Here is a 22,085-nt window from a genome sequence, read left to right as displayed (position 1 = left end):
TAATTGGTTTAAGTATAACACGTTTTTGCGATCGAAAATATCTTTTTCTCTTGTATCGGTTTATTTATTTTTATTTACGAAATTAAAATAATTATCTTATTATTTGAATATTCATGTTATAATGGCATATTAAATAGGGATTTAAATAAGAAAGGACTCTGTAAATGAAACCGTTGCTTAAAGAAGACTCTCTCATCCAGGTAAAAGACATTTTAAAAGCGCACCAAAACGTAAAGGACGTTGTGATACATACGCCTTTGCAGAGGAATGACAGACTTTCTGAGAGGTATGGCTGCAATATCTATTTGAAAAGAGAAGACCTGCAGGTGGTCAGATCATTTAAGCTCAGAGGGGCTTATAATAAAATGAGGCAGCTCTCAAAAGAGCAGACTGAAAACGGAATTGTATGCGCAAGTGCGGGAAACCATGCGCAGGGGGTTGCGTTTTCATGCAAACACCTCGGCATTCATGGCAAGATTTTTATGCCGTCAACCACACCGAGACAGAAAGTATCCCAAGTGGAACTGTTCGGAAAAGAATTTGTTGAAATCATATTGACGGGTGACACTTTCGATGATGCGTATAAGAGTTCTGCGGAATGCTGTGAAAAAGAAAACCGCACGTTTATCCATCCGTTTGACGATCCCGATGTCATGGCCGGACAGGGAACGGCTGCCATCGAAATTTTAAATGACATTGACGTTGAACCGCATTTTCTTTTTGCAAGCGTAGGGGGAGGAGGACTCCTGTCCGGGCTCGGCACGTACATGAAAAACATCTCGCCGGATACAAAAATCATAGCGGTAGAGCCGAAGGGCGCAGCCTCCTATTTTGAATCGAAAAAAGCCGGACAAGTGGTTGAACTTGAGAAAATTGATAAATTTGTCGATGGGGCGGCCGTAAAAAAAATCGGCGCCGAAACCTTTCAAACGCTCGAAACCGTCGTCGATGACGTTGTGCTTGTCCCGGAAGGAAAAGTGTGCAGCACGATTCTCGAATTATATAATCAATGCGCCATCGTAGCGGAGCCGGCGGGTGCATTGTCCGTATCAGCACTTGATCTGTACAAGGAAGAGATTAAAGGAAAAAACGTCATCTGCATGGTCAGCGGAGGGAATAACGACATCGGCAGAATGCAGGAGATGAAGGAGCGCTCGATGATTTATGAGGGGCTGCAGCATTATTTTATCGTTAATTTCCCGCAAAGGGCGGGAGCGCTTCGCGAATACCTTGATGAAGTGCTCGGGCCTGATGATGACATCACCCGGTTTGAATACACGAAAAAAAATAACAAAAGCAGCGGCCCCGCATTGGTCGGCATTGAGCTCAAGCATCGGGAAGATTACGGCGCGCTCATTGCCCGGATGAATCAAAAAGGATTTCATTACGTAGAGGTGAATAAAGATCAGGATCTGTTCCACCTGTTAATCTGACTTTTTTTAGAACGGCCGCGCAAAATGACAGACACGCTTTCTCAGATTGTATATAATAAAAAGAAAACAATCGAAAAAGAAGGATTGATATCTTGTTACTCAAAAGCCTAGAGTTCAAACGACAGGACGGGATTCAGGTAAAAGTGACAGAAATACCGGTTGTCACGGAAGGTGAACATTATTTTTTTCAAATTCATCAGCACCTTGAGCTTTATTTGAGAGAAGTTTTTGCTTCACAAAGTGTGAGAACAGTGTATTCATTCCGACAATATGTCAAGCGCCGTATGAAGTGGAAAGATTACGAGGCCGTTTTCAACCAAGAGATTTTAAAACATAACGCTTAACGGTGCATATTCCTTAGCGCCTTCCTTTTGATAAGGGAGGGTGCGGGAATTTTTTTGTGATGAATCCTGTAAGCGTTTTATCCATGGGGGGAATGGAAATGAAAAAAATGAAAATCTTCGCTGCCGTCTTTTGTTTGCTGCTCTTGTGCGCCTGCGGGGGGAAAACGATAAAAGACCCGCTGAACTATCAGATTGAGCCGTTTTCATATCAAAACCAAGACGGAAAAACAGTGTCACTGAAAAGCCTGAAGGGGCATGTCTGGATTGCCGACTTTATGTTTACAAATTGTAATACGGTCTGTCCGCCGATGACGGCCCACATGACCGAACTGCAAAAAAAACTGAAGGCTGAGAACCTGGACGTGCGGATTGTGTCGTTCAGTGTAGATCCTGAAAATGATAAGCCGAAACAGCTGAAAGCATTTGCTTCCAAATATCCGCTTTCGCTTCGCAACTGGGATTTTCTGACCGGTTACAGCCAAAAGGACATTGAAGATTTTGCGCTGAACAGCTTTAAAGCAATCGTCAAAAAGCCGGAGGGAGAGGATCAGGTCATACATCAAACTTCTTTTTATTTAGTCGGACCTGACGGCAAGGTGCTTAAAGATTATGACGGTGTGCAGAAAGTTCCGTATGATGATATCCTGTCAGATGTCAAAGCGGCTGAGGAGCTCAAGTAAACTGGCAGATTAGACATTTTCAAATCTGAAAAAACATGTTACACTTTCCACTAGTAGACGGGGAAGGAGCAACCAGATTGAAGCTGCGAATGTTCTCATTGATCGCCGGACTGGCTTTGCTTTTATCAGCATGTTCTGTCCAGCGCACCGGTTCTGACGCTGAAGAACCGAAAACGAAAGATCATATTGTCATAGCTGCGGTCGGTGATTCATTGACTGAAGGAGTAGGAGATCCTGACGGTTCAGGATACGTCGGCAGGGCAGCGGAGTCTCTTAAGAAAAAGGGACATGTGAAAACGGTAGATATTAAAAATTATGCGGTGCAGGGGGACAAAACGTCGGACCTGCTGGAAAAGCTTGATAATAAAAAAGTTCAGAAATCATTAAAGAGCGCCGACTATATCTTTTTTACCATCGGCGGCAATGACTTAATGAAGGTGCTCCGCCAGAATATGATGCAGCTGACGGTTCAGCCGTTCCAAAAGGAAGAGAAACCTTTTGAAAAACGATTCAAGGCGATCGTTTCAAAAATCCGCAAATATAATGAAAACGCAGAGCTGGTGTATGTCAGCATGTATAACCCATTCACGTTTACGCTGCCTGAATTAAAAGAAATTAATGGGGTTGTAACGGATTGGAACAAGATCGCCGCAAAAGAGCTGGAAAAAGATCCCCACGCCGCCGCGGTGAATGTTGAAGACTTGTTCAGTCAAAAAAGCGGCAGCAGACGGATTTCAAAGGATGATGATTTTCATCCGAACGCAAAAGGGTATGCACTTATCGCCGATCGATTGTACGGCATCATTGAAAAACAAGGGTTACCAGCAGAATAGGGTGAAATGATGAAAAAGTGGAAATCGCTGTTTTTTGTTCTTCTCGCACTCAATGTGATTGCCGCCGCGGTAATTGTGACATTATTGGTTATGCCGGGAGAGCAGGCGAAAATACAAGATCAGACAAAAAGTGAGTACGGCTTTCATATCACGAGCTCGAAAGAATCTCTTGCCAGGTTTGTGAATGCGTACTTAAAAGAGAAGGCATCGAATCAGCTTGACTACAAAGTGGACATCAATAACGATGTGCACGTGGCAGGTAAAATCAAAGCATTCTCAACCTCCATTAACGCGGTCGTCACTTTTGAACCGTCCGTACAGGAGAACGGAGATGTGATTTTGAAAGTGACGAAATTTTCATTAGGCGAATTAAGTCTGCCGATCAGCTTTGTGCTGAATTATATGGACAGCTTTTATGAACTCCCGTCATTTGTGCACGTTCATTCCGGGGATAAAAGCATCGAGATCCGTCTGTCGGAAATGCCTTTAGACAACGGCATGTATGTAAAAGCGGATAAAATCAATCTCGACACGGATGAAATTGAATTTTCCTATTATCATCCGAAACAATAAGTTTTCATAAAAAAAACACAGATCCTTTCATGGATTTGTGTTTTTTCGTGTCAGCGTTTTTTGTCTAGCTTGCTGAACAGTTTGATTAACGTTGCAAGCTCTTCATCAGAGTAGCAGTCAAACCGTTTAAAAAAGTATTCTGTTTTTTTCTGGTTGAAATGATCGACAATTTTCTCCCCGGATTCCGTAATATGGATTCTGATAATTCGCCTGTCCTCTTTAGAACGGATGCGGGTGATCCATTCCTTTTCTACTAAAGCATCGGTCACTGCGGTAATGTGGCTTGCGGAGACCTCAAGAATGGGGGCGAATTCCGTTACTTTTTTAGGCCCTTGTTCACTGAGAATCCGCAAAATGGTGAATTCGTTCCTGGACAGCTCTTTATCTAGAATTTCATTAACTTCATTTCTGATTTGTTTAAACACTTTTCGAAGCAAAGCTTCCATATCATACATCATTTGTGTCCTTACTTTCAAATCATGAACCTCCAATATGTAGTCAGCGTGGCATTCGTTCAGCTTCCCCTGAAAGCAGAATTATTTTTATTCTGTTTATACATGCTATAATATAATAATACCACGTATGAACAAAGGAGGGCACCCGTATGTCAGAAAAAAAAGAAATCGCCACATTTGCAGGCGGCTGTTTTTGGTGCATGGTGAAGCCGTTTGACGAACAGCCCGGAATTGAAAAGGTGGTGTCCGGCTATACAGGAGGCCATACTGAGAATCCGACTTACGAAGAAGTGTGCAGTGAAACGACCGGACACAGAGAAGCCGTTCAAATCACATTCCAACCTGACATTTATCCGTATGAAAAGCTTGTCGAGCTGTTTTGGCAGCAGATCGACCCGACTGATGCAGGCGGCCAGTTTGCAGACCGCGGAAGTTCATATCGGGCGGCGATATATTACCATAACGATGAACAAAAACAAATCGCTGAAGCCTCAAAAAAACAGCTTGAAGAAAGCGGCATATTTAAAAAGCCGATCGTGACAGACATTTTAAAGGCTGAGCCTTTTTATGAAGCGGAAGGCTATCATCAGCACTTTTATAAGAAAAATCCTGATCACTACGGGCGCTACCGTGTAGGTTCCGGACGTCAAGGCTTTCTGGATGAGCATTGGAGGGACAGATAAGATGGCTTTTAATAAAGAAGAAAAAATCAAATCATTAAACCGCATGCAATATGAAGTCACGCAAAATAACGGAACGGAGCCGCCGTTTCAAAATGAATTCTGGGATCACAAAGAAGAGGGGCTGTATGTTGATATCGTATCGGGAAAGCCCTTGTTTACTTCTCTGGATAAATTCGATTCTCATTGCGGCTGGCCCAGTTTTACAAAACCAATTGAAGAAGAAGAGGTTGACGAAAAACTGGACACAAGCCACGGGATGATCCGGACGGAAGTGAGAAGCAAAACAGCTGATTCCCACTTAGGCCACGTATTTAATGACGGTCCGGGGCCAAGCGGTCTCCGTTATTGCATTAACTCTGCGGCACTCCGGTTTATTCCGAAAGACAAGCTGAAGGAAGAGGGCTATGAAGCCTGTCTGCATTTATTTGAAAAATAGAGCTCAGCAATGAGGCCTGCCTATCAGACAGGCCTTTTTTCTATGTTTTTTTTTCTTCATGTAATCGTTCAATAATCTTTACGATTGTGTCTTTTGTGATGAGCGGCGCCTGATCGGATTGATATCTGGGGAGATTGACCTTCCGAAATTCCGGATGTTTGGCGGGTTCCGGCAATATTGCGTAAAGATTGCCCCATTCATATAAAGATTCCGTCTCATGAGGAGAGGTCAGTTCTTCATGGAGCTTCTCACCGGGGCGTTTTCCCACTTCAACAGCGGCGGGGCGCGGCAGTCCGTGCCGGAACGCATATTCTTCAAACCCGTGAAGCAGTTCTTCGAGCCTCAGGGACTCCATTTTAAAAATAAACGTTTCTCCGCCCTTTGTGATCGCCGCAGATTGCAGGGTGAGCGTTGCGGCATCATCAATCGACATAAAAAACCTCGTCATGTTTTTATCCGTAATGGTGAGCGGGCCGCCTGCCATCAACTGCTCAAATAAAATAGGAATAACGGAACCGCGTGAACCGAGCACATTGCCGAAGCGGACCGAACAAAACACCGTACCGCGGTTTTGAACATGATGATTTGCCTGATGAAACAGTTTCTCGGACAACAGCTTCGTAGCTCCCATTGTATTTACCGGGGAAACGGCTTTATCGGTTTTTTAAGATATTTACTGTATTTTGAGGGACTATCAGTGACGATGAGGTCGAAAACGAAAAAATAAACCTCAGGATAGGGGTAATTTCAAACTGAGCCGGAATTGGCCCTTTTCTTTTTTGTGTCATCGTAACGATAACTTCTTTGAAGACCATTCTTAATAGCGCGTTCTTTTTCTCTGTGCTTGATTCAATGTGATATTGATCAATTATCCTATTTATGTTGTTTCTGACTGTATTACTGTCTATTTCTGATTGCGCTTCTTGGGTTCCATTGAGCTCTTGCTTGGCAATCTGGAGTTCTTTAAATTCTTCATCTAAAACAGCTTTTCTTTTCAAAAAAAGTTCATCAGTGTAAATGCCGCTTTCATATTTCTCGAAGATAAAATTCTCTTTGTTTTTTAACTCTTGTTCTTTTTGTGAAAGATGTTCAGACATTTGCTTTTTTGTTTTCACATTACTATTTACGTCTTCGTATTTAGAAATCATTGAAGTGATATGTTTTGTTAAAGTCTTATTATCTAAGTTGCTTAAAGAAGAGAGGTAATCCAAAATGGCATTTTCAACATCGTTATATCTTACATAAGTGCATTTATTCTTTTTGCAAGTGAGTGATTTAACGTGATACACACTTTTCGTGCCGTTTTTGTTTTCTCGCGTTCGTCTAGTTTCGTATTTAGATAATGGTTCACCGCACTTAGAACAAGTGCATACGCCTGCCAATTCACTTAATTCCAATGCATTTTTATTAGGCAGCAGGGGGACTTTGTTTGCAATTTTCTCTTGTGATTGTTGAAATTGTTCTTGATCTATTATAGGGGCATGTGCATCCGATACTACAATTTGTTCCTTTTCAGGTCTAATTGTTCGTTTACCGTCTTTTGTTTTTTCCCTAACCTTATATTTAACAGTTCCGATATACGCTTCGTTTTGCAGAATTGCTTTAATTGTGTATTGATTCCAGCGCTTTTTTCCTGATGGAGTCGGTATTTGTAATTTTGTTAAGTGAGAAGCAATCGCTGTATAACTATAATCTTTTCCATTCAACCCATTTAAAAAGATGTTAAAGATGAATTGAACGACTTTTGCTTTTTCTTCGACTGGGACTAGTTTGGATGTTTTTTTGTTTAACCGGTATCCATAAGGCGCTAATCCGGAAATCCATTTCCCTTGTGCCGCATATGTGTATTTAGCGCCTGTCATACGCTCTCTGGTCATTTCAAATTCTTCTCTGGCCATAAACAATTCAAAACGAATCTGACGCATGTCTGCAGGATTTCGAGGGTCATAAACTTTATATGGTGTAATGATAATCAATCGCTTGCTTTGAAGAAGGTTAACAATTTGTCCCGCATCACTGTAGCTCCCGCGGCTGAGTCTTGTTATTTCTTTAACAGCAATTGCCTGGTACTTGCCTTCCTCGAGGTCTTTAAGACATTCTTTAAAAACAGGGCGGCCCTCAATGCTTTCTCCTGACCCGATTTCCATTTTTAATTCATAGGGGATTTCAATCGACTTCAGTATTTTATTCATGAGTTCTTTTTGTTCTGTTAGCGTATCTTCGCCTGTTCTTTTTTCTCGCTCCATATCCTGACGAGAGCGTCTAAGATAACCCAAAATATTTGTAATGTTGTAAGAATGAACGATGTTTTTTAATTCCAAAAAAACAGCACCTCCTCTTTATTGTATTTACTGTAAAAACAGTAGTATTCGTACAATATTCTGTCTGACATTGAATACCGAAAATAACGTAATATATTGTAAGGATTGTATTGTTTGAATATTGATCTATTCTAATCGTATTTATTTTTTAATTAAACGCCGACTGTAATTAACAGGGTTTTTATTTTGTTCATTTAATCCTCATATGGGCGCTTATGAGCAACTATAACTTGAACACTAAATAAAATAATGGTTTTATCCATAAACAAAGAACTTAAAACGGTGGGGGAAATATCAAAGGAACTTAATATCCCAGACTGGGGTATTCTGAATCTATTTAAGGCAAAAAAAGTGGACAAGCTTTCTTACTTTGAATTGTCAAAGAGGAGGAGAGCAAAAGACTTTGATCTGCTATACGATCTGCATTTCAACAAAAAAAAGAGCCTAAAAGAAATTGGCCGGAAATATAATTATTCGCCTCCCTACATCCGTCAAGTTTTTAAGGATCAAGGAATTGAGCACTTGGCGTTTAAAAATCAGAATAAGAATTAAAGAAATTAACGGATACGTTAATTCTAAAAACAACTAAGACTGTTTTTGAGAACAGTCTTTTTTATGTAGTAAAAATATCTTAAATTGTGAATGAATATTTGATCACCGTAGTGATTTCTGAACAGTTTCAAATGCAGGACTTCCTTACCTTTTTTAAACTAATATTATAAAAACAGGAAAAAATATTAGTATTTTATGGTATTGTGGTCAATGTGTTGAACAATAAAATTAGGGATAAAGGAGAGTTCAAATTGAAAAGTCTATTTGCTAAAATTCTTTTGATGTTGCTTGCAGCCGTTATAGCCATCCCTACTGTTGGAGCTTCGGCCTCAGAAGTGCAAAAAGCAAGTGTTTCTAAACAGGACGTGCAATTTACTTATAATCCTTCCGAGCTTCAAAAACTAGCTAAAGAATACTCAGTCCCACCAGTTAAAGAAAAAGGCATTTTAAATGCTGCTGAAGAATTAAAAGGTCTCGAAAATGGTAACTCACAAGATCAAATGAGTACTATGGGAGCTAAAAGCGCCGCAGCTAAAGAAGCGATTAAGGTTATTAGAGGACTAGCGAATAATGCTTGGGCAAAAGACATTTTAGGTACAATGTTTGGAAAGTCCACGGTAAACAAGATTATTAAAAACACAAACAAAATTTGTAAGGTTCTCGAAGATATAACCGGAGCTCCTAAAGAGGTTGCTGCTATGGCAAGAAAACAAATTCCACCAGCTATTAAAGGTGCAGTTGGCGCAGGAGTTGCTGAAACAATTGGCATGGCAGTAGAATATATCATCCTTGCTGCAGATTATCTTGTTCTTTAAATACTAAAATTAAAGGTGATAACATGACTGGAAATCGTTTTGTAGACTGGTGTAACGAAAATAACCTAAATTCTGAAGACGAAACTTTTCTCGTCCAGTTGTCAGGTGCATTTTGTAATTATGAAAATGATAAAGCGAAAGAAATGAATAAACAACTATTCATTAACCGATACGGTGAAGAGCTTGGAATTAGCTCCATTAAAGGAGATAATCGATCAGAATATGAAGAAATTATTCGTACTTATGAAAAGAATAATTACAAGCAGAACGAAATTAATATAGATGAACTGCTTCAGGTATTATTTGAGACAGAGATGATGTTATCTTTAAAAGAAAAGTTTTGATAAAATCCTAATTGATGTATCATAGGGGTTTAATCAGCCACTATAGGCCACAGAGTCCCTCACACGCTCTGTGGTTTTTTTGTTTAGATTGAATGTATCCAAATAAAAAAGAAGCCTCAGAGGACTTCAAAATAATTAATTCTTCTCACATGCAAAGTTGTCATTATCCCGATCCATTTTAGATGTATAAGCAGGGTGAGTGCTTGGTACACCATGCGGATATTTCTTTCTCAGCTCTGTGCAGTTTGCAAAGTGTTCTGTTCCTCCAGCAGAAGGGGAGGCTTGAGCAGAGTTAGAAGAGCTGCTTGATGCTGAACCGCTTGAGTTCGATTTATGTGTCTCGGATTGATGTGTTGCAACTGACTTTTGAGCCGGCTTAGATACACTTACTGATTTCTTCGGTTTCGTTACGCAGCCATTAAATCCTTTATCAGTCGCATATCCATTCTTACTCCAAATCTTCAAGTCTTTATCTTTCGCAGCTTGCTCATCTTTCTTATACGTGTCTAAATACTTCGTGTTTGGCTCATATACATAAGCTACTCGTGCTAATCCTTCTTTAAGCAGTGTTTCTTGTACTGATTTGCCATCTGCATAAACGTAAGCCAGCATTCTGCCATACTTGTCTGTACGATCTCCTTTATCAAACTCCAGTTGAAGTTTTCCCTTGTTAACCAGCTGTTTGTTTCTTGCTGAAGCATCCTCACCATATGGTTGTACGCAAGAGTTTGGGTTCTTAGTTTTAGGCGTGTCAACAAGTAAATAACGAACAGTTTTGACTTCGCCTTTATAGTTAACTTTAATCGTATCCCCATCAACTGTTCTGTTAAGTGTTACATCGACCAGCTTTTTCTTTTTGTCAGACGCCTTTTTATCCGACGAATCCTTCTTTGAAGCATTTTCGGCTTTTTCATTTTTGTCATTAGAACTTTTGTCATTTGATTGAGTATCTGCCTTTGTCTCTTTTGCATCCTTTTCTTCTTGCTCTGTTGTTTTAGCTTGATCTGAATCTGTTTTATCTGTAGAAGCAGAATCAGATCCACACGCAGCCAAAGAAAAGCTTAGGGATAATGCGCCAATACCTAACAGCCATTTCTTCAATGTAATTCCCCCAATTTGTTTGTTCTGTCTCTATATCGGACAAACCTTCCTAATTATAAGTATAAAACCAAAGATTGTAAATTCGATTTTGTCATTTTAAAACACTCAAATAAAGTTGTGTGGTAAAATTTAGTGGTCTAAACCTTAGAGGAGGGAAAGTTATATGGAAGAAGGGAAGTTAATTCAAATGACTCTTAATGGAATAAAGGAAGCTGTTTCTAAATACGGAACATTCCCTATGTTTCATCATGGAGGATATGTCATGGAAGATGCTACTTTTCATTTCAAAGATCCTGCTAGTCCTCAAGAAATTAATAGTTTAGAAAAGATGTTAGGGGTAACTTTGCCTAATGATTATAAAGAGTTCCTATTCAATCACAATGGAATGGAAATGTTTAATGGTATTGAGCTTCTTAGTACAGAAGGGATAATTGAATTTAATGAAGTTCAAGACTTCCCTAAGGGATATGTCCTAATTGGGTACCACTATGATGGCAGGTATGTTGTTGACACAAACAAATCAAATAAGGGATTAGGATATATGATGTATCTGGATTCAATTGATAATATTGAAGATGCGGTATATTTAGACTCTAACTTTGAGATATGGTTTGACATGTTGGTGTCATCAAATGGAGCTAAATACTGGGAAGTGAAGCCGAAAATCCAAGAGTATTATAAATATATTTCAGAATAGAAAATTTAGATAAGATTAAGTGGGAAGGAGACTTAAATGAAAGTATTTGAAGCAGCCTCGTTCATTTCAGCCGCAGAAAAGCGGGCAAAACAATACGATCAGATTAGAGAACAATTTATCATACTCAGGAAAGCCTATCAGGGAATGGCTGACTTAGACGACAGTGAGTTTTCAGGCAAAGGCGCCGACAACATTAAAGCCTTTTTTCAAGATCACGCCGGTGTCACGGACAGCTGGCTTGATCTGATCGATATGAAGATTGCGTTTCTTAACAGTATTTCAGGAAAAGTAGCTGATGCCGGATTGGCCGATTCGTTTGTGGAAGAGTCATTTTTAGAACACGAGCTGATTTATGCGAAGAATCAATCACAAGCCATCATGCAGGAGCAGCGCAATGAACTCAAGGACATCATAAATGAAATCAGCGATATCATTCATCTTGATGTTTTCTCGACAGAGGATGTCGATCAAAAGCTGGATTCAGCAGATAAAAAACGGGATGAGACCATACATAAGCTCGGAAAGCTTGATCATGATCTAACGAAAGAATACGCAGAAACCGAGGCAAACGAACATTTCATTCAGGCAGATTTTCAACAGCTCCAAAACGCAACAGGCCAAGGAAAAAACGCCACTCCGCTTCACTATAACGCTAAGGCATACAGGGAAAGTGACATACATAAGAAAAAAGGCGAAATTGCAAGACATTCGGATGCTTATCTGACAATTAAGAAGGAAGAGGCGAAAGAGCGGGAGATCAAGGATTTGAAGAAAAAGCTCGCTGACGGTGTGACCGATCCAGATGAATATTTAGAAATTGCGAAGAAGATCGGCTATGAAAACCTTGAACCTTCCCAGCAGCAATATGTCATTCAGCTTGAACAAGCAAAACAGATGGAAGAAGCCGGGGAAGTGACTTGGGATATTTTAAAAGGAGCCGGCGTCGGTCTATATGATGTCGGGAAAGACACGGTAACCGGTTTATGGCAGCTGATCAGCAAACCTGATGAAGTTGTCGAAGGTATCATAGGGGCAGTTGCTCATCCAATTAACACGTATAATTCCATTTCAGCAGCAATCGAGGAATCTTATCAAAAGGATATGGTAAATGGAGATGCTTACTCCAGATCAAGATGGGTGACATATGCGATAGGTACAGTAGTTACCTCTGTAGTAGGCACAAAGGGAGCCGGTTCACTTACAAAAGCAGATGTAGCAGGAAAAGTCACCTCTAAAGTCAATAAAGCAGGCCAAAAACTGAAAGAGGTCTCAATTGCTGATTTATTGCCTTATAATCCCCGTTACGATGTTGTTCCGGCTAGAGGAGTTCCTTATAATGTAGTTAACAGTGAAAATTTAAAGGATCGGTTACTTAGATTAATTGAATCAGCAAATCCTAGAACGGTATTACCAAGGAATAAAGGTCGATGGGAAGGCGCACCTGGTGACGGAAAATGGTATTCCGACATACCTGAAGTAAAAGCAGCGACTAAGGGAGAACCGATTACTTTTAAAGATGGACGTCCTGATTTTACTCCATGGACTGTTGCAAACATTAAGTTTAAGTCTGGTGAATTAAATGGAACGAAAAAAGATTTTAGGCTTGTTTATAAAAAAATTAAAGAGATCAAGGGTTTTAAATCTCAAGCGCAGGCGAAAAAATGGCTGTCACAACAGGGACTTACCCCACACCATTTGGATAGTGTCACAATACAACTAGTGCCTAGTGTGATTAATAACAAAATACCTCATATTGGAGGAGCTTCTGATTTAAGGGGAGGGTATTAGAATGAGTTTCAATAAAATTGAACAAAAGTTAAAAGAATTTACGATAGATACTGAAACAGAATCCAACATTAATACAAACGAGCAACTCAAAGAAATTGAAAGAAATATAGGTAATCAATTGCCTTCCGACTATAAGGATTTTTTGAAGGGATATGGAGGCTGTTATTTAGAAAGTAAAAAAACAACAGATGAAGTTGAGTACGACGTTTGCTATAAACCTATAGAGAAAGATCCTTGGATGGGTAAGGAAGATGATACACAATTACTAGAGAGCTTCTATGGTTTAGCTAACGATCATAACAGTCTCCAAGAAGCAATCAATACTTATTCTGATCGCTTTCCTAGGAATATTATTCCTATAGCAAGCTCGGCAGGTGGTAATGAAATATGTATGGACATCGACAATGAAAAAGTTTTGTTTTGGGATCACGAATTAAGTCAGCCTGATAAAGACTTTTTCCTAATTGCCAATTCGTTTGAGGAGTTTATCCTAAGTTTAGTAGACGAACCAATTGAAACGGATGATAGTAACAGTGATGTGGAAATTGAGATTTTAGACAATGACTTTGGAAAATTGCTCTTTGGTAAGGACAATTAGCTTTTATTTTTAGGAAAAGTATTGCAAAGTTAAGCTCTCAGAAAGAGAGCTTTTTTATTTTCGATAGAAACTAATTATAAAAAGGGAGAGAGGTTATGGATTCGTTCCAAATAAAGAAATTAAAACCCGAAGAATACAATAAGTGTAATAATATTTGGGACATGGAAAAGAAAATGGCTAAGGTGTTTTATGACGAATTAGTAAGTGGAAACAGAATTACTTTTATTTACTTCAGTAAATGACGAGTTTATAGGAGAAGGATCGTTAGTTCTTTAAAACAATGACCCAGATTATACCATTCTGGATAATCGCATTTATCTATCTCGTAGGATTGTTAAAGAAGGATATCGAAATTGTGGGATAGGTGGTATTATTGTTGATTATTTGATTGATTATGCTAAACAACTTGGATATAAGGAAATAACACTCGGTGCAGATACAGATAACTTAAACGCAAGGCATCTATATGAAAAGAAGGGTTTTACAACCGTATTATTTTTTTGTGAAGATGAATATGGTGAATATGTAAAACTCCTAAAAGTATTAAAATAAAATTCCCGAGATTATGGTGAATGTGTGGGAGGTTACTTTCACAAACGATGATAGACGGTAACTTAATCTAATTAGATCGTTATTAAGGTGCGGATTAGCATTTATCCTCTCAAAACCAACCCGTAATGAACGAGGATACTGTTGGCTGAGGAATTATTTTTCCATGTATTGTATTTTATGGTATTCTTGGAATGAAAGGAGGAGACAATGAAAAAGAAATTAATTGGGGTCTTGATCATTGTTTGTTTTTCTGTGTTCATGTATGGCGCAGTTACACATTCTTTTAAAAATCAAAAATCCACTGAGGAAGTATTAGAAAGTGCATGGGATGAACTTGGCTTATTTAGCTTTGGAATTGGAGAAACAGACCCAGTCATATCAATTGGTATGGATAAAACAAAAAATGAAGAAGAATTACGGCGCTATCTAAATGACAATTTATCTGAGGAAGCTAAAGAAAAATATAAAGTTAAAATTATTAAAAAGGATATCAATGTTTTAGAAGAACAACATGAAAAGTATTTGGAAAGTGTTGAAGCACATTGATACATTAAAGCTTCTTATCGGCTCTAAATAAAATAACGGTGATATTCAATAAACAAAAGTTTTGTAAATATTCCAATTATTTCATTTAATCTGTTGTAATCAAACTGTGAAATACAAACTGGTTATAGTGTATTTCTTTAATAAGAAATGCATAAAATAAAAAGAGCATGGTGTTGGTCACACCCCGTCAAAAGGCTTGCTCGATGCGGTTTCTTAGTAGACCTATCCCTTCAGGTTCTGAGGCTTAAGGGAGGTCTATTTTTTATTTATATACGTCAACAGGGCAATTATAAACGACCCGAATGCAAGCATTAACATTAATGCTTGAAATGTTGACATAAGCATCACCCCCTTTCCATAGGGGATGAGCAAGACTCCCTTGAGTGAGCAAACTTAATGTACAGGAAACATTTATATGTCGTTAAAAACCCATTCAGTTACTAAAACGAAAAGAACCATGTTAGAATCAGGTTCTTTTTTTGTATTTAAGTTAAATATCTCGCTGGAATTACCGATAAATAACATGTGAAATAATACCAAGGAGGTTGTGAAATTGAAAAAAGTATTTAGTTTAGTAACAATTGTACTTCTTGCTGTTACAACGATGTTTTCTATTAACACATCAAAAGCAGAAGCAGTTGAAGCAACACCGCTTTACAGTCTTCAGATTCTTTCTGTCACATCGGATGGAAACGACTTTGTATGGGAGCCTATTACAAGCAGCAAGCCAAATGCAACAAATGTTTTGAAAGGTGACAAGCTGCATATTAAAGTTCGCTTTATGGGCTATACAAATTCGACCGTTATTAAAGCAAAGGATGGGAGAAATTTGTTATACAAAGGTGAAGCGAACATATACAAATATGACCCTATACTTGGACAAAACAAAGTTGTGATAGGATGGGACAAATACATTGAAATTCCAATGAACGAACTTCCTTCAAATGAGATTCAAGTTGAAGGTCTTGGGAAAAACATGAAAATCATTTATAGCAACGTTGTAAAATTCGAGAGAGGGTGAATGTTATGGAAGGTCTAAATAACTCTTACAATATTACGAAAGATCCGAAATTTTTAGCGTTTTGCAGTTTAGCGACAGAAGGTGCAGGAATTAGTTCGAATCAGCAATGTTCAATTGGTTTTAATGAATTCAAAGAAGCGCTGGAGAATGGCAAAGTAGTTGATAATAAAAACCTTAAAAGCAGTTCAGAGTTAAATCACCAGTTTGATTACTGGAAGTCCAGAATAACTGGGGGACGAGCCGTAACTGAAACTGATAATCAAGTGTTAGATATCATCAAACAAGCATACAATCTTGGAATGGTGACGAAAGATAATATGCTTTTGAGAAATCAAGCAATTAACGCTTATAAAACATCTATTTAATTTAAAATTAAAGCCCCTTCCTACAGGAAGAGGCTTTTGCTTTGCAACTTATTCTTTAAGTTTAATCTAAAACCATAAAGTCCTGCACTTTTGTTTCTTCTTCAGGTAAATCAAATTCATCAAGTTTCTTTTTAGTACGGATATCAAAAATCCCCATATAGCCACCAACCCCTTTTTTGTTTTCCTCTTGTGAAATCACATAAAGTTTTTGATCTTTAAACTTTGCATTCATATATGGAAATTTTAAATCGAATTTTTTAAAAGAAAAATCCTTATCGTACTCAAGTAAGCAGGCGTATCCGGATTTATTAATATATGTAACGTAAAATTTGCCACTTTTTTTGTCGTAATACACTGTGTCCGCTTGTTCGAGATCATCAGGATATTTTATGAATTTTGATTTCCATGATCCTTTTTCGATTATAGTTAGCTCATGCTCTGAGCTAGCTACAACGTATTTTTCAGAGTGATCAAACAAATCTCCATAGGAAGCTAATCCAATCGTTTTAATAATCTCTTCTGTGTTTCTATCAATGACGTACATAGACATTCCTTGAATGACGTAAATATACCTATTATCGCTTCCTCCCATGGTTACTAGGGAAGGTAAAGTTAGGCTATATTTTTTATTGAACTTTTTATCATTTACTTTCAGTTCATTTCCATTGGTGTCGACATTATAGGCTTTTACGGAAATATCCTCTCCTTGATACCAAAAAGCAAATGGATTGGACAATTTATGTTCCTTAATGGTGTTGTTTTTTAATGTGTAATAATATGGTTCATGTTCAGCTAACAAGACGATATCGTTTGAAGAGGGGGTTTTTTTCTGGATATATGGTATATCCGGTACCTTAAAGTATCGTTTATTAAATTCTTCTCCTTGTGATGTGGATATGAGTACGCTTTTCTTGATGAGTGGATTTGAATAGATAAAAAAGATTTTATCCTCGGTTGGATTAATTTTAGAAGTACTTACAGAGTATTCACCTTTATTTATAAAGAATGCATTGATCAACAATATAACTATTGCACCAATTAGAACTCCTGAAATCCCATATAAAACATAAGACTTTTTCATATAACGCTCCTTATCTTTTATATAAAATAAAAAGACACTTGCAGAATAAATCTGCAAGTAAAATGATTAGTAGCTAACAGTTTTTGATGAACGATCAATATCTGCAGGTGTAACAAGTGCGCCTCCATTACTGTCTAGGTCTGTCCCTTTTGTGTTTTTGTATGATTGCCACACAAGTTTAGAGCAATACTATTTATTTGTATTTTTTTGGTTGCAGCTACTGAATAAGGCTTACCTGTTTTACTACTAGCATATCTCTGAGCCTTTACCTTATCATAGATATCTGCGCCCTTAACATACTGTTTCTTTTTGCTTTTGAATCGCTTACTCCAATTGTTCTGATAATTCCTTACACCTTTTCCAGCCCATGCTTCCATAATTTTGTTATGGATGGGATAAGAAATAAATACGGATTAAAAGCGATCTTACGCTGTTTCTTATACACCTGGAGGCACAGCTTTGCATAGAGCAGGTTTGACAGGTGGACACAAATCATAAAATAAAAAGCCCACTCATATGAGTAGGGCTAAATTAATTTTTAACCTCCGACTGGCCTTTCAGCTACCTGGATGTTAGATGGTGAATCTGTACTCAATTGCGTTAAAGCTACCCCACTTAAAATTACAGTTAAAATAGATACGCAAAGCACAATTTTTTTCATAAGATTCCCTCCACCTGATTCATTTTCTGTTCAGCCCAAATTTTTTCATTGAAAAAGCTTGTTGCTTCTTCAAAAGCACCTATTGATTCAAACCTTTTTGCAGCTATGTAGGACAATTCATCTACACTTTCAAGGTCATTTTGTTGTTTTAAAAACTCAATATAACGGATGCAATTATTGAAGTTGTTTTTTAATTCACCACAATATAGGTTGTATAGGATGCTAATTTTGGCTTCGTATATCTTATTCTCCATTAATATGAGTCTTTCCTGTGCCTTATTGTAAAAATTAATGGCTTTCATTTTTTCGTCAATTTTAAATAGTTCCTTAATCATCATGAATAAAGAATTTATATAATAATTTGAATTCATCCAAGATTCATTTCCAATAGCTTTTTCGAGAGATTTAATGCACTTATAAGGTTTGTCCCAATCAGAATACACGATACTAAGGTTGTGATATAACTGAGCTTCCAAATATTCATCCTGTGTTTCTTGTGCAATGTCTATTGCTTCTAAATAATATGTTTCTGACTCTTCAAACCGTTTCATATCGGAATAGTTTGCAGCCGCAATCATTGTCGAAGTTGCCAGTTTGCATTTATAGTCAGGGTGTCGCTTATATATTGCAATTGCATTCTTGATGTAGTGTTGTGCCACAATGCTTTGTTTAACAAGAGTGTATAGGTAGGAGACCTTGGAGTAGAATTCAGCTGCTTCAATTTCATCCGGAATTTCTGCAAGCTTTTTCTCAGCTAATCCATATAAGTTAATTGCTCGATCATAATTTTTGTTGTATGCCTCGTACATTGCTTCAAATAGATAAAAGTTATATTCCAATTTATCGTTCGTTCTTTTTATGAAATTTTCATTCTCTTCAGTGAAATAAGTGTGCTTTTGTAATGGCTCTCCGCGTGAAGAATGCAGCAACATTTTGTGTCTTTCTTCTAATAAACTGTAATATGCAAGAACTTCTTGATCTTCTTCCATGTCATCGAACAGGCTTTTTATCTCTGAGTAATATTTTATTGACTCATTTACCTTTTGTTTCTTTATAGCAATGTACCAATCATTCAGTGTAGTAGCGACAACCTCTGAAGCGATCTTGCTCATCCAAACCCCTCTTTCTGAAAATTTCCAAAATCCCTTGAAAATAATCATAACATGTCATTGAAAAAAATGTAAAAGGATGTAGAGTTTTTGTGGTTTCTAATTTGAAAAAACGGAAAAAATACACTCCTCGTTAGAGAAGGGTACGTGATCAGTTTGCTGTTGCTTTCAGAGAAGCAAGCCACTCATCTAATGTTCCAGAGAAACCTTGTTGAACAGCTAATTCATATGCTGATTTTCCATCTTTACCGGCAGCACCAGTAGCTCCTTTAGCTCCAGTACTGCCTTTTTCACCTTTTAATGAAGCTAATCATTCAAAAGTGATGAATATTTAATTCGGGAGTAAGGGAAATTAACAAAAAAATGTGAGGGAATGTAGATGAAACGATTTATCTTGGTTATACCTTTATTGGCTGCTGTTATTGCCTCTTCAACTCAAATGAAAGCAAGTCCAATGCCTTGTAGTGCAGTCCTCGAACCGGTAAATCAAAAACTGAAAAATGCGAAGGGTGCGGCACTAATCTATAAAGTGCGGTTATACCCGCCAAGTGCTGCAAGAACGAATATGAGTATTCTTGCTGTCCACCTTCCTCAACCATCTTCTTATGGAAGCTACGACGGTTATGAAGGATTTGCCGCCAAAACAGGGGAGATCAGTTGGCGATTTAAACTATATCCGACTCCCGAGGGAGAGAGTCCTAATTGGGCTGGAAGGATTGATTCCATATCGGCTGAAATGACAAATGTTAAAGTGCAAGTACGCCTTTCAAATTCTAAGACACAAAAGTTGGGGCCGAGTGTATTAACAAACAATATTCAATCTTGCTATTAGAAAGTTAGAGCTCTTATCAAAGAGAGCAATGCGACTGGATCTTTTGTAAATTGTCAAAAAGGTAATTGATCGAGAAATTCTGGTGAAAAATGAAGAAGAGTCCATTAAGATCGAATGTCTGAGTCAATTCATCATTTGACAGAAGAGAGCCGGCAAAAGCCGATATTGCGTTTGATTTTGTACATAGAAAGACGGCATAAAAAGAAATGGTTAGCTAAAAAAAAGCAAAGAGTCAACGCTCTTTACCATCAGGTGTTTTCCTTAAGCGGTCTGCAATATGCTTAATTAAACTCAGCGCAGCAGTCACTAATCCAATAACTAAAGCAATTTCAAGTAAGAGGATAAATCCAAAATTTAAACCGCGACTTTCAAAGTAATCACCGGTAAAAAAGAGCAATTGATAAATTCCAAGCATTAGCACAATAAAGGAAGCGCCTATAATCGCCAGAGACTTTTTAGAGAACTCCTTAGTATGGTTAAAATTATAAACCAATAAGAACAAAAATAGACAAGCCATGGCGACCTTATGAGTCAATGAATCACTTGGTGAGAACCCTTGCACAAGTAAGGAGATAATTAATCCGGTCATTCCGATTATTTTGTTCAATATATCACCTGCTTTGTATAAGTATGACCTTAGATGTCAGCTTACCAATTAAAGGGGATATTCTCAACATAATGCAGTTTAAAGTTAACTTAAAATCGTAATTTTAAGAACAAATTTAGAGTGGATCATGACATGCTGTTTATTATGCTGTAAACAAACGCAACAATAAATAATGGATAAGAGATAATAGCAATTAGTTTTGAAGATTTGCTCTTTTTTTCAAATGTGTATATTAGTGCAAATCCTAAAAAGAATATGGTGACAAACCAAGAAGAATAGGAGGGGTACAATGCAATAAGTAAGACAATAAGAGTGGATAACGCAAAAGGAGAGTCAAGTGTTATTTTCTGATCGTTTTTCAAATAAACCGCCTCCTTACACATATTCCTCCCATATAAAAACACTTAAACATTATATTAAGTCAGCATGATAAAATGATAAACATTTTAAGTCAAGAACAAGGTAAAGCAATCTGGCATTTCAAGGACAAGCTGAACATATCCTTAGTTAATTTAAACTGGCTAGATAGACTTAGAAGTCAGGCCTTACCTAACTTAGATCGCTTAAAGAAGGTGTTGTGGTTGATCAGCCAATTGAATATTTCATGATGCAATTGTGCGGTTCTATAATGGTGCAGACCTCGCCGTGTTCCATTTGTCCAGGGGGAATTTGTTTAAATTCATAAACATGAGGCGTTTTAGTCTGTCATTTCCTAAAACAGTGTTTTATTCTTGTTACAAATATGCAAGAAGGGCGGTTTGAACTTGTATAGAGTGTTTATAATACTGTTAGTTTTGTTATGTATAACATTAGGGTGTCAAAACCAACATAGCAAACATTTTATGGAGGCTGAGCAAACCATGGTCGGCTATGTCATTTTAAAAGGAGAGAATCAAGCAATTCTCATACCTAATGAAAAAGCTGATGTTAAAGACTATGAAAATCTTAGTGAAAAAGAGATTATTGAAAAGTATAGATCGGATATAGTTTTACTGGGACTTAGTCAACTTAACAATAAAGATGATTTGAGCAAAGGACAAAAAATTCGTATTTGGTATAAAAAATTAAATGAATCTTCACCGCCAAAAACAAACATCTCAAAGTTTGAAAGTATTTAGTACATATTCTTTCATTCCCAGGAATACCGCTTCAAAACTGAAGCGGCATATTGAACAGAAAAAATGTCTTCAAACCTCACCTCATTCGCGGTGGCTTAATCCTGCGCCAAGATTTATTTGACGATTGTTGACTCAGGTGCAGAGAAGGCCCATGTCAAGAATTCATTTTTGAATTTATAGGCACCTTGAATAAAACCAGCATTCCCATATTCATATGCGAAGAGATCGGTACTGAACGCTGGATAAAGAAAAAAGATAACCATACATTTGAACAAGCTTGCGAAGCTTTGATAAAGAAAGAACAGTCAAGAGACGAACCATTACATACATATAATACTCCTGTGAAAGCGGGGGTGTAGTTTTGGAACCTTACCAACGTTATGAGGAATTAAAGAAGAAAACAATAAAGGTTGTCCATAAAGATAATTACAGTATCCGCTATATAGATCAGGATGAAGCGAGTAATGACTTAGATGAATTTTATAAACAATTTGCTCAGCATTTATTGGAGGCTGCTTTGGAAAGGAGTGCAAAGTAAGC

The 22,085-nt window shown here is 37.7% G+C and carries 28 protein-coding genes and 3 pseudogenes; 21 read left to right on the top strand and 10 right to left on the bottom strand.

The genetic code is table 11. The features are described from left to right. Positions 1 to 164: 164 nt before the first annotated feature. From ilvA to GNE05_RS10505, 5 genes are all read left to right on the top strand, one after another. Positions 165 to 1,433 (top strand): threonine ammonia-lyase IlvA, encoded by a 1,269-nt coding sequence (gene ilvA / locus GNE05_RS10525; protein ID WP_007612085.1) that lies wholly within the window; start codon positions 165 to 167, stop codon positions 1,431 to 1,433. 92 nt (positions 1,434 to 1,525) lie between these two features. Then, positions 1,526 to 1,777, top strand: a complete 252-nt coding sequence (locus GNE05_RS10520; protein WP_007409532.1) for a DUF2535 family protein — start codon at positions 1,526 to 1,528, stop codon at positions 1,775 to 1,777. 98 nt (positions 1,778 to 1,875) lie between these two features. Then, the gene (locus GNE05_RS10515; RefSeq protein ID WP_029326138.1) at positions 1,876 to 2,457 is read left to right on the top strand and encodes an SCO family protein; all 582 of its coding nucleotides are present in this window, start codon (positions 1,876 to 1,878) and stop codon (positions 2,455 to 2,457) included. Between the two features lie 77 nt (positions 2,458 to 2,534). Beyond that, positions 2,535 to 3,290, top strand: coding sequence for an SGNH/GDSL hydrolase family protein (locus GNE05_RS10510; protein WP_003153635.1), 756 nt, complete (start codon positions 2,535 to 2,537; stop codon positions 3,288 to 3,290). Positions 3,291 to 3,299: 9 nt separating this feature from the next. Further along, entirely contained in the window at positions 3,300 to 3,863 is a 564-nt protein-coding gene (locus GNE05_RS10505) for a YpmS family protein (protein WP_017417998.1), read from the top strand. Between the two features lie 50 nt (positions 3,864 to 3,913). Here GNE05_RS10505 and GNE05_RS10500 read toward each other — a convergent pair whose 3' ends face one another. After that, positions 3,914 to 4,339, bottom strand: a complete 426-nt coding sequence (locus tag GNE05_RS10500; RefSeq protein ID WP_025649777.1) for a MarR family transcriptional regulator — start codon at positions 4,337 to 4,339, stop codon at positions 3,914 to 3,916. A gap of 128 nt (positions 4,340 to 4,467) precedes the next feature. On the opposite strand from GNE05_RS10500, the gene msrA reads away from it, so the two are divergent. Both msrA and msrB read left to right on the top strand, forming a co-directional pair. Next, a complete protein-coding gene (gene msrA / locus GNE05_RS10495; protein ID WP_003153641.1) occupies positions 4,468 to 5,001 on the top strand; it encodes a peptide-methionine (S)-S-oxide reductase MsrA in 534 nt (177 codons plus the stop codon). A 1-nt stretch (position 5,002) separates the two neighbouring features. Then, positions 5,003 to 5,437, top strand: coding sequence for a peptide-methionine (R)-S-oxide reductase MsrB (gene msrB, locus GNE05_RS10490; protein WP_007409536.1), 435 nt, complete (start codon positions 5,003 to 5,005; stop codon positions 5,435 to 5,437). 40 nt (positions 5,438 to 5,477) lie between these two features. Here msrB and GNE05_RS10485 read toward each other — a convergent pair. Both GNE05_RS10485 and GNE05_RS10480 read right to left on the bottom strand, forming a co-directional pair. Then, positions 5,478 to 6,098: pseudogene (locus tag GNE05_RS10485) on the bottom strand (polysaccharide biosynthesis protein); the annotation flags it as partial. Continuing rightward, entirely contained in the window at positions 6,091 to 7,758 is a 1,668-nt protein-coding gene (locus tag GNE05_RS10480) for a recombinase family protein (RefSeq protein WP_160182736.1), read from the bottom strand. The pseudogene GNE05_RS10485 and the gene GNE05_RS10480, both read right to left, overlap by 8 nt. An 803-nt stretch (positions 7,759 to 8,561) precedes the next feature. Here GNE05_RS10480 and GNE05_RS10475 point away from each other — a divergent pair. Further along, a complete protein-coding gene (locus GNE05_RS10475) occupies positions 8,562 to 9,125 on the top strand; it encodes a hypothetical protein (RefSeq protein ID WP_043021184.1) in 564 nt (187 codons plus the stop codon). A 23-nt stretch (positions 9,126 to 9,148) separates the two neighbouring features. Continuing rightward, positions 9,149 to 9,469 (top strand): hypothetical protein, encoded by a 321-nt coding sequence (locus GNE05_RS10470; protein WP_095353036.1) that lies wholly within the window; start codon positions 9,149 to 9,151, stop codon positions 9,467 to 9,469. Positions 9,470 to 9,604: 135 nt separating this feature from the next. On the opposite strand, the gene GNE05_RS10465 is transcribed toward GNE05_RS10470, so the two are convergent. Then, a complete protein-coding gene (locus tag GNE05_RS10465; RefSeq protein ID WP_160182735.1) occupies positions 9,605 to 10,570 on the bottom strand; it encodes a thermonuclease family protein in 966 nt (321 codons plus the stop codon). Positions 10,571 to 10,832: 262 nt separating this feature from the next. On the opposite strand from GNE05_RS10465, the gene GNE05_RS10460 reads away from it, so the two are divergent. The 5 genes from GNE05_RS10460 to GNE05_RS10440 all read left to right on the top strand — a co-directional run bounded on the left by GNE05_RS10460 (position 10,833) and on the right by GNE05_RS10440 (position 14,751). After that, positions 10,833 to 11,267, top strand: a complete 435-nt coding sequence (locus tag GNE05_RS10460; protein WP_160183203.1) for an SMI1/KNR4 family protein — start codon at positions 10,833 to 10,835, stop codon at positions 11,265 to 11,267. Positions 11,268 to 11,303: 36 nt separating this feature from the next. Beyond that, positions 11,304 to 13,055: a T7SS effector LXG polymorphic toxin gene (locus tag GNE05_RS10455; protein ID WP_160182734.1), complete on the top strand. Its 1,752-nt coding sequence runs from the start codon at positions 11,304 to 11,306 to the stop codon at positions 13,053 to 13,055. Position 13,056: 1 nt separating this feature from the next. After that, positions 13,057 to 13,653: an SMI1/KNR4 family protein gene (locus tag GNE05_RS10450; protein WP_160182733.1), complete on the top strand. Its 597-nt coding sequence runs from the start codon at positions 13,057 to 13,059 to the stop codon at positions 13,651 to 13,653. 297 nt (positions 13,654 to 13,950) lie between these two features. Then, positions 13,951 to 14,205: a GNAT family N-acetyltransferase gene (locus tag GNE05_RS21255; RefSeq protein ID WP_328700100.1), complete on the top strand. Its 255-nt coding sequence runs from the start codon at positions 13,951 to 13,953 to the stop codon at positions 14,203 to 14,205. Between the two features lie 207 nt (positions 14,206 to 14,412). After that, a complete protein-coding gene (locus GNE05_RS10440; protein ID WP_127070397.1) occupies positions 14,413 to 14,751 on the top strand; it encodes a YolC/YozM family protein in 339 nt (112 codons plus the stop codon). 255 nt (positions 14,752 to 15,006) lie between these two features. Here the strand turns inward: GNE05_RS10440 and GNE05_RS10435 are convergent, their stop codons facing one another. Next, positions 15,007 to 15,096, bottom strand: a complete 90-nt coding sequence (locus tag GNE05_RS10435; RefSeq protein ID WP_076982784.1) for a putative holin-like toxin — start codon at positions 15,094 to 15,096, stop codon at positions 15,007 to 15,009. 208 nt (positions 15,097 to 15,304) lie between these two features. Between GNE05_RS10435 and GNE05_RS10430 the strand changes: the two genes are divergently transcribed. Next, complete coding sequence (locus GNE05_RS10430) at positions 15,305 to 15,772, top strand: DUF4879 domain-containing protein (RefSeq protein ID WP_160182732.1); 468 nt, start codon at positions 15,305 to 15,307, stop codon at positions 15,770 to 15,772. 5 nt (positions 15,773 to 15,777) lie between these two features. Further along, entirely contained in the window at positions 15,778 to 16,137 is a 360-nt protein-coding gene (locus tag GNE05_RS10425) for a hypothetical protein (protein ID WP_021493945.1), read from the top strand. A gap of 61 nt (positions 16,138 to 16,198) precedes the next feature. Here the strand turns inward: GNE05_RS10425 and GNE05_RS10420 are convergent, their stop codons facing one another. Then, a complete protein-coding gene (locus tag GNE05_RS10420; protein ID WP_160182731.1) occupies positions 16,199 to 17,218 on the bottom strand; it encodes a hypothetical protein in 1,020 nt (339 codons plus the stop codon). A gap of 380 nt (positions 17,219 to 17,598) precedes the next feature. Here GNE05_RS10420 and GNE05_RS21530 point away from each other — a divergent pair. Beyond that, positions 17,599 to 17,716, top strand: a pseudogene (locus tag GNE05_RS21530) (DNA polymerase); the annotation flags it as partial. Between the two features lie 40 nt (positions 17,717 to 17,756). Here GNE05_RS21530 and phrK read toward each other — a convergent pair. Continuing rightward, positions 17,757 to 17,879, bottom strand: a complete 123-nt coding sequence (gene phrK / locus GNE05_RS10415; protein WP_016936664.1) for a phosphatase RapK inhibitor PhrK — start codon at positions 17,877 to 17,879, stop codon at positions 17,757 to 17,759. Next, positions 17,876 to 18,991, bottom strand: coding sequence for a Rap family tetratricopeptide repeat protein (locus GNE05_RS10410; RefSeq protein WP_160182730.1), 1,116 nt, complete (start codon positions 18,989 to 18,991; stop codon positions 17,876 to 17,878). Before GNE05_RS10410 ends, phrK begins: the two co-directional genes overlap by 4 nt. 376 nt (positions 18,992 to 19,367) lie before the next feature. Between GNE05_RS10410 and GNE05_RS10405 the strand changes: the two genes are divergently transcribed. Next, positions 19,368 to 19,820, top strand: coding sequence for a YoqH family protein (locus tag GNE05_RS10405; protein ID WP_094295960.1), 453 nt, complete (start codon positions 19,368 to 19,370; stop codon positions 19,818 to 19,820). Positions 19,821 to 20,052: 232 nt separating this feature from the next. Here GNE05_RS10405 and GNE05_RS10400 read toward each other — a convergent pair whose 3' ends face one another. Next, on the bottom strand, positions 20,053 to 20,427 hold the full coding sequence (locus GNE05_RS10400; protein ID WP_094295959.1) for a YoqO family protein: 375 nt from the start codon (positions 20,425 to 20,427) through the stop codon (positions 20,053 to 20,055). Positions 20,428 to 20,552: 125 nt separating this feature from the next. Then, positions 20,553 to 20,789, bottom strand: a complete 237-nt coding sequence (locus tag GNE05_RS10395) for a hypothetical protein (protein ID WP_100261845.1) — start codon at positions 20,787 to 20,789, stop codon at positions 20,553 to 20,555. Positions 20,790 to 21,269: 480 nt separating this feature from the next. Between GNE05_RS10395 and GNE05_RS10390 the strand changes: the two genes are divergently transcribed. The 3 genes and pseudogenes from GNE05_RS10390 to sprB all read left to right on the top strand — a co-directional run bounded on the left by GNE05_RS10390 (position 21,270) and on the right by sprB (position 22,083). Then, positions 21,270 to 21,545: a DUF3221 domain-containing protein gene (locus tag GNE05_RS10390; RefSeq protein ID WP_223255066.1), complete on the top strand. Its 276-nt coding sequence runs from the start codon at positions 21,270 to 21,272 to the stop codon at positions 21,543 to 21,545. 185 nt (positions 21,546 to 21,730) lie between these two features. After that, positions 21,731 to 21,904 (top strand): annotated as a pseudogene (locus tag GNE05_RS21460) (hypothetical protein); the annotation flags it as partial. A 2-nt stretch (positions 21,905 to 21,906) separates the two neighbouring features. After that, positions 21,907 to 22,083, top strand: coding sequence for a recombination directionality factor SprB (gene sprB / locus GNE05_RS10385; RefSeq protein ID WP_132104996.1), 177 nt, complete (start codon positions 21,907 to 21,909; stop codon positions 22,081 to 22,083). The last annotated feature ends 2 nt before the right edge of the window (positions 22,084 to 22,085 follow it).

It is taken from the genome of Bacillus sp. AM1(2019) (assembly GCF_009906915.1).
GTDB lineage: Bacteria > Bacillota > Bacilli > Bacillales > Bacillaceae > Bacillus > Bacillus velezensis.
Note: the sequence above shows the minus strand (reverse complement) of the source record. Positions and strands in the feature narration are given on the sequence as shown.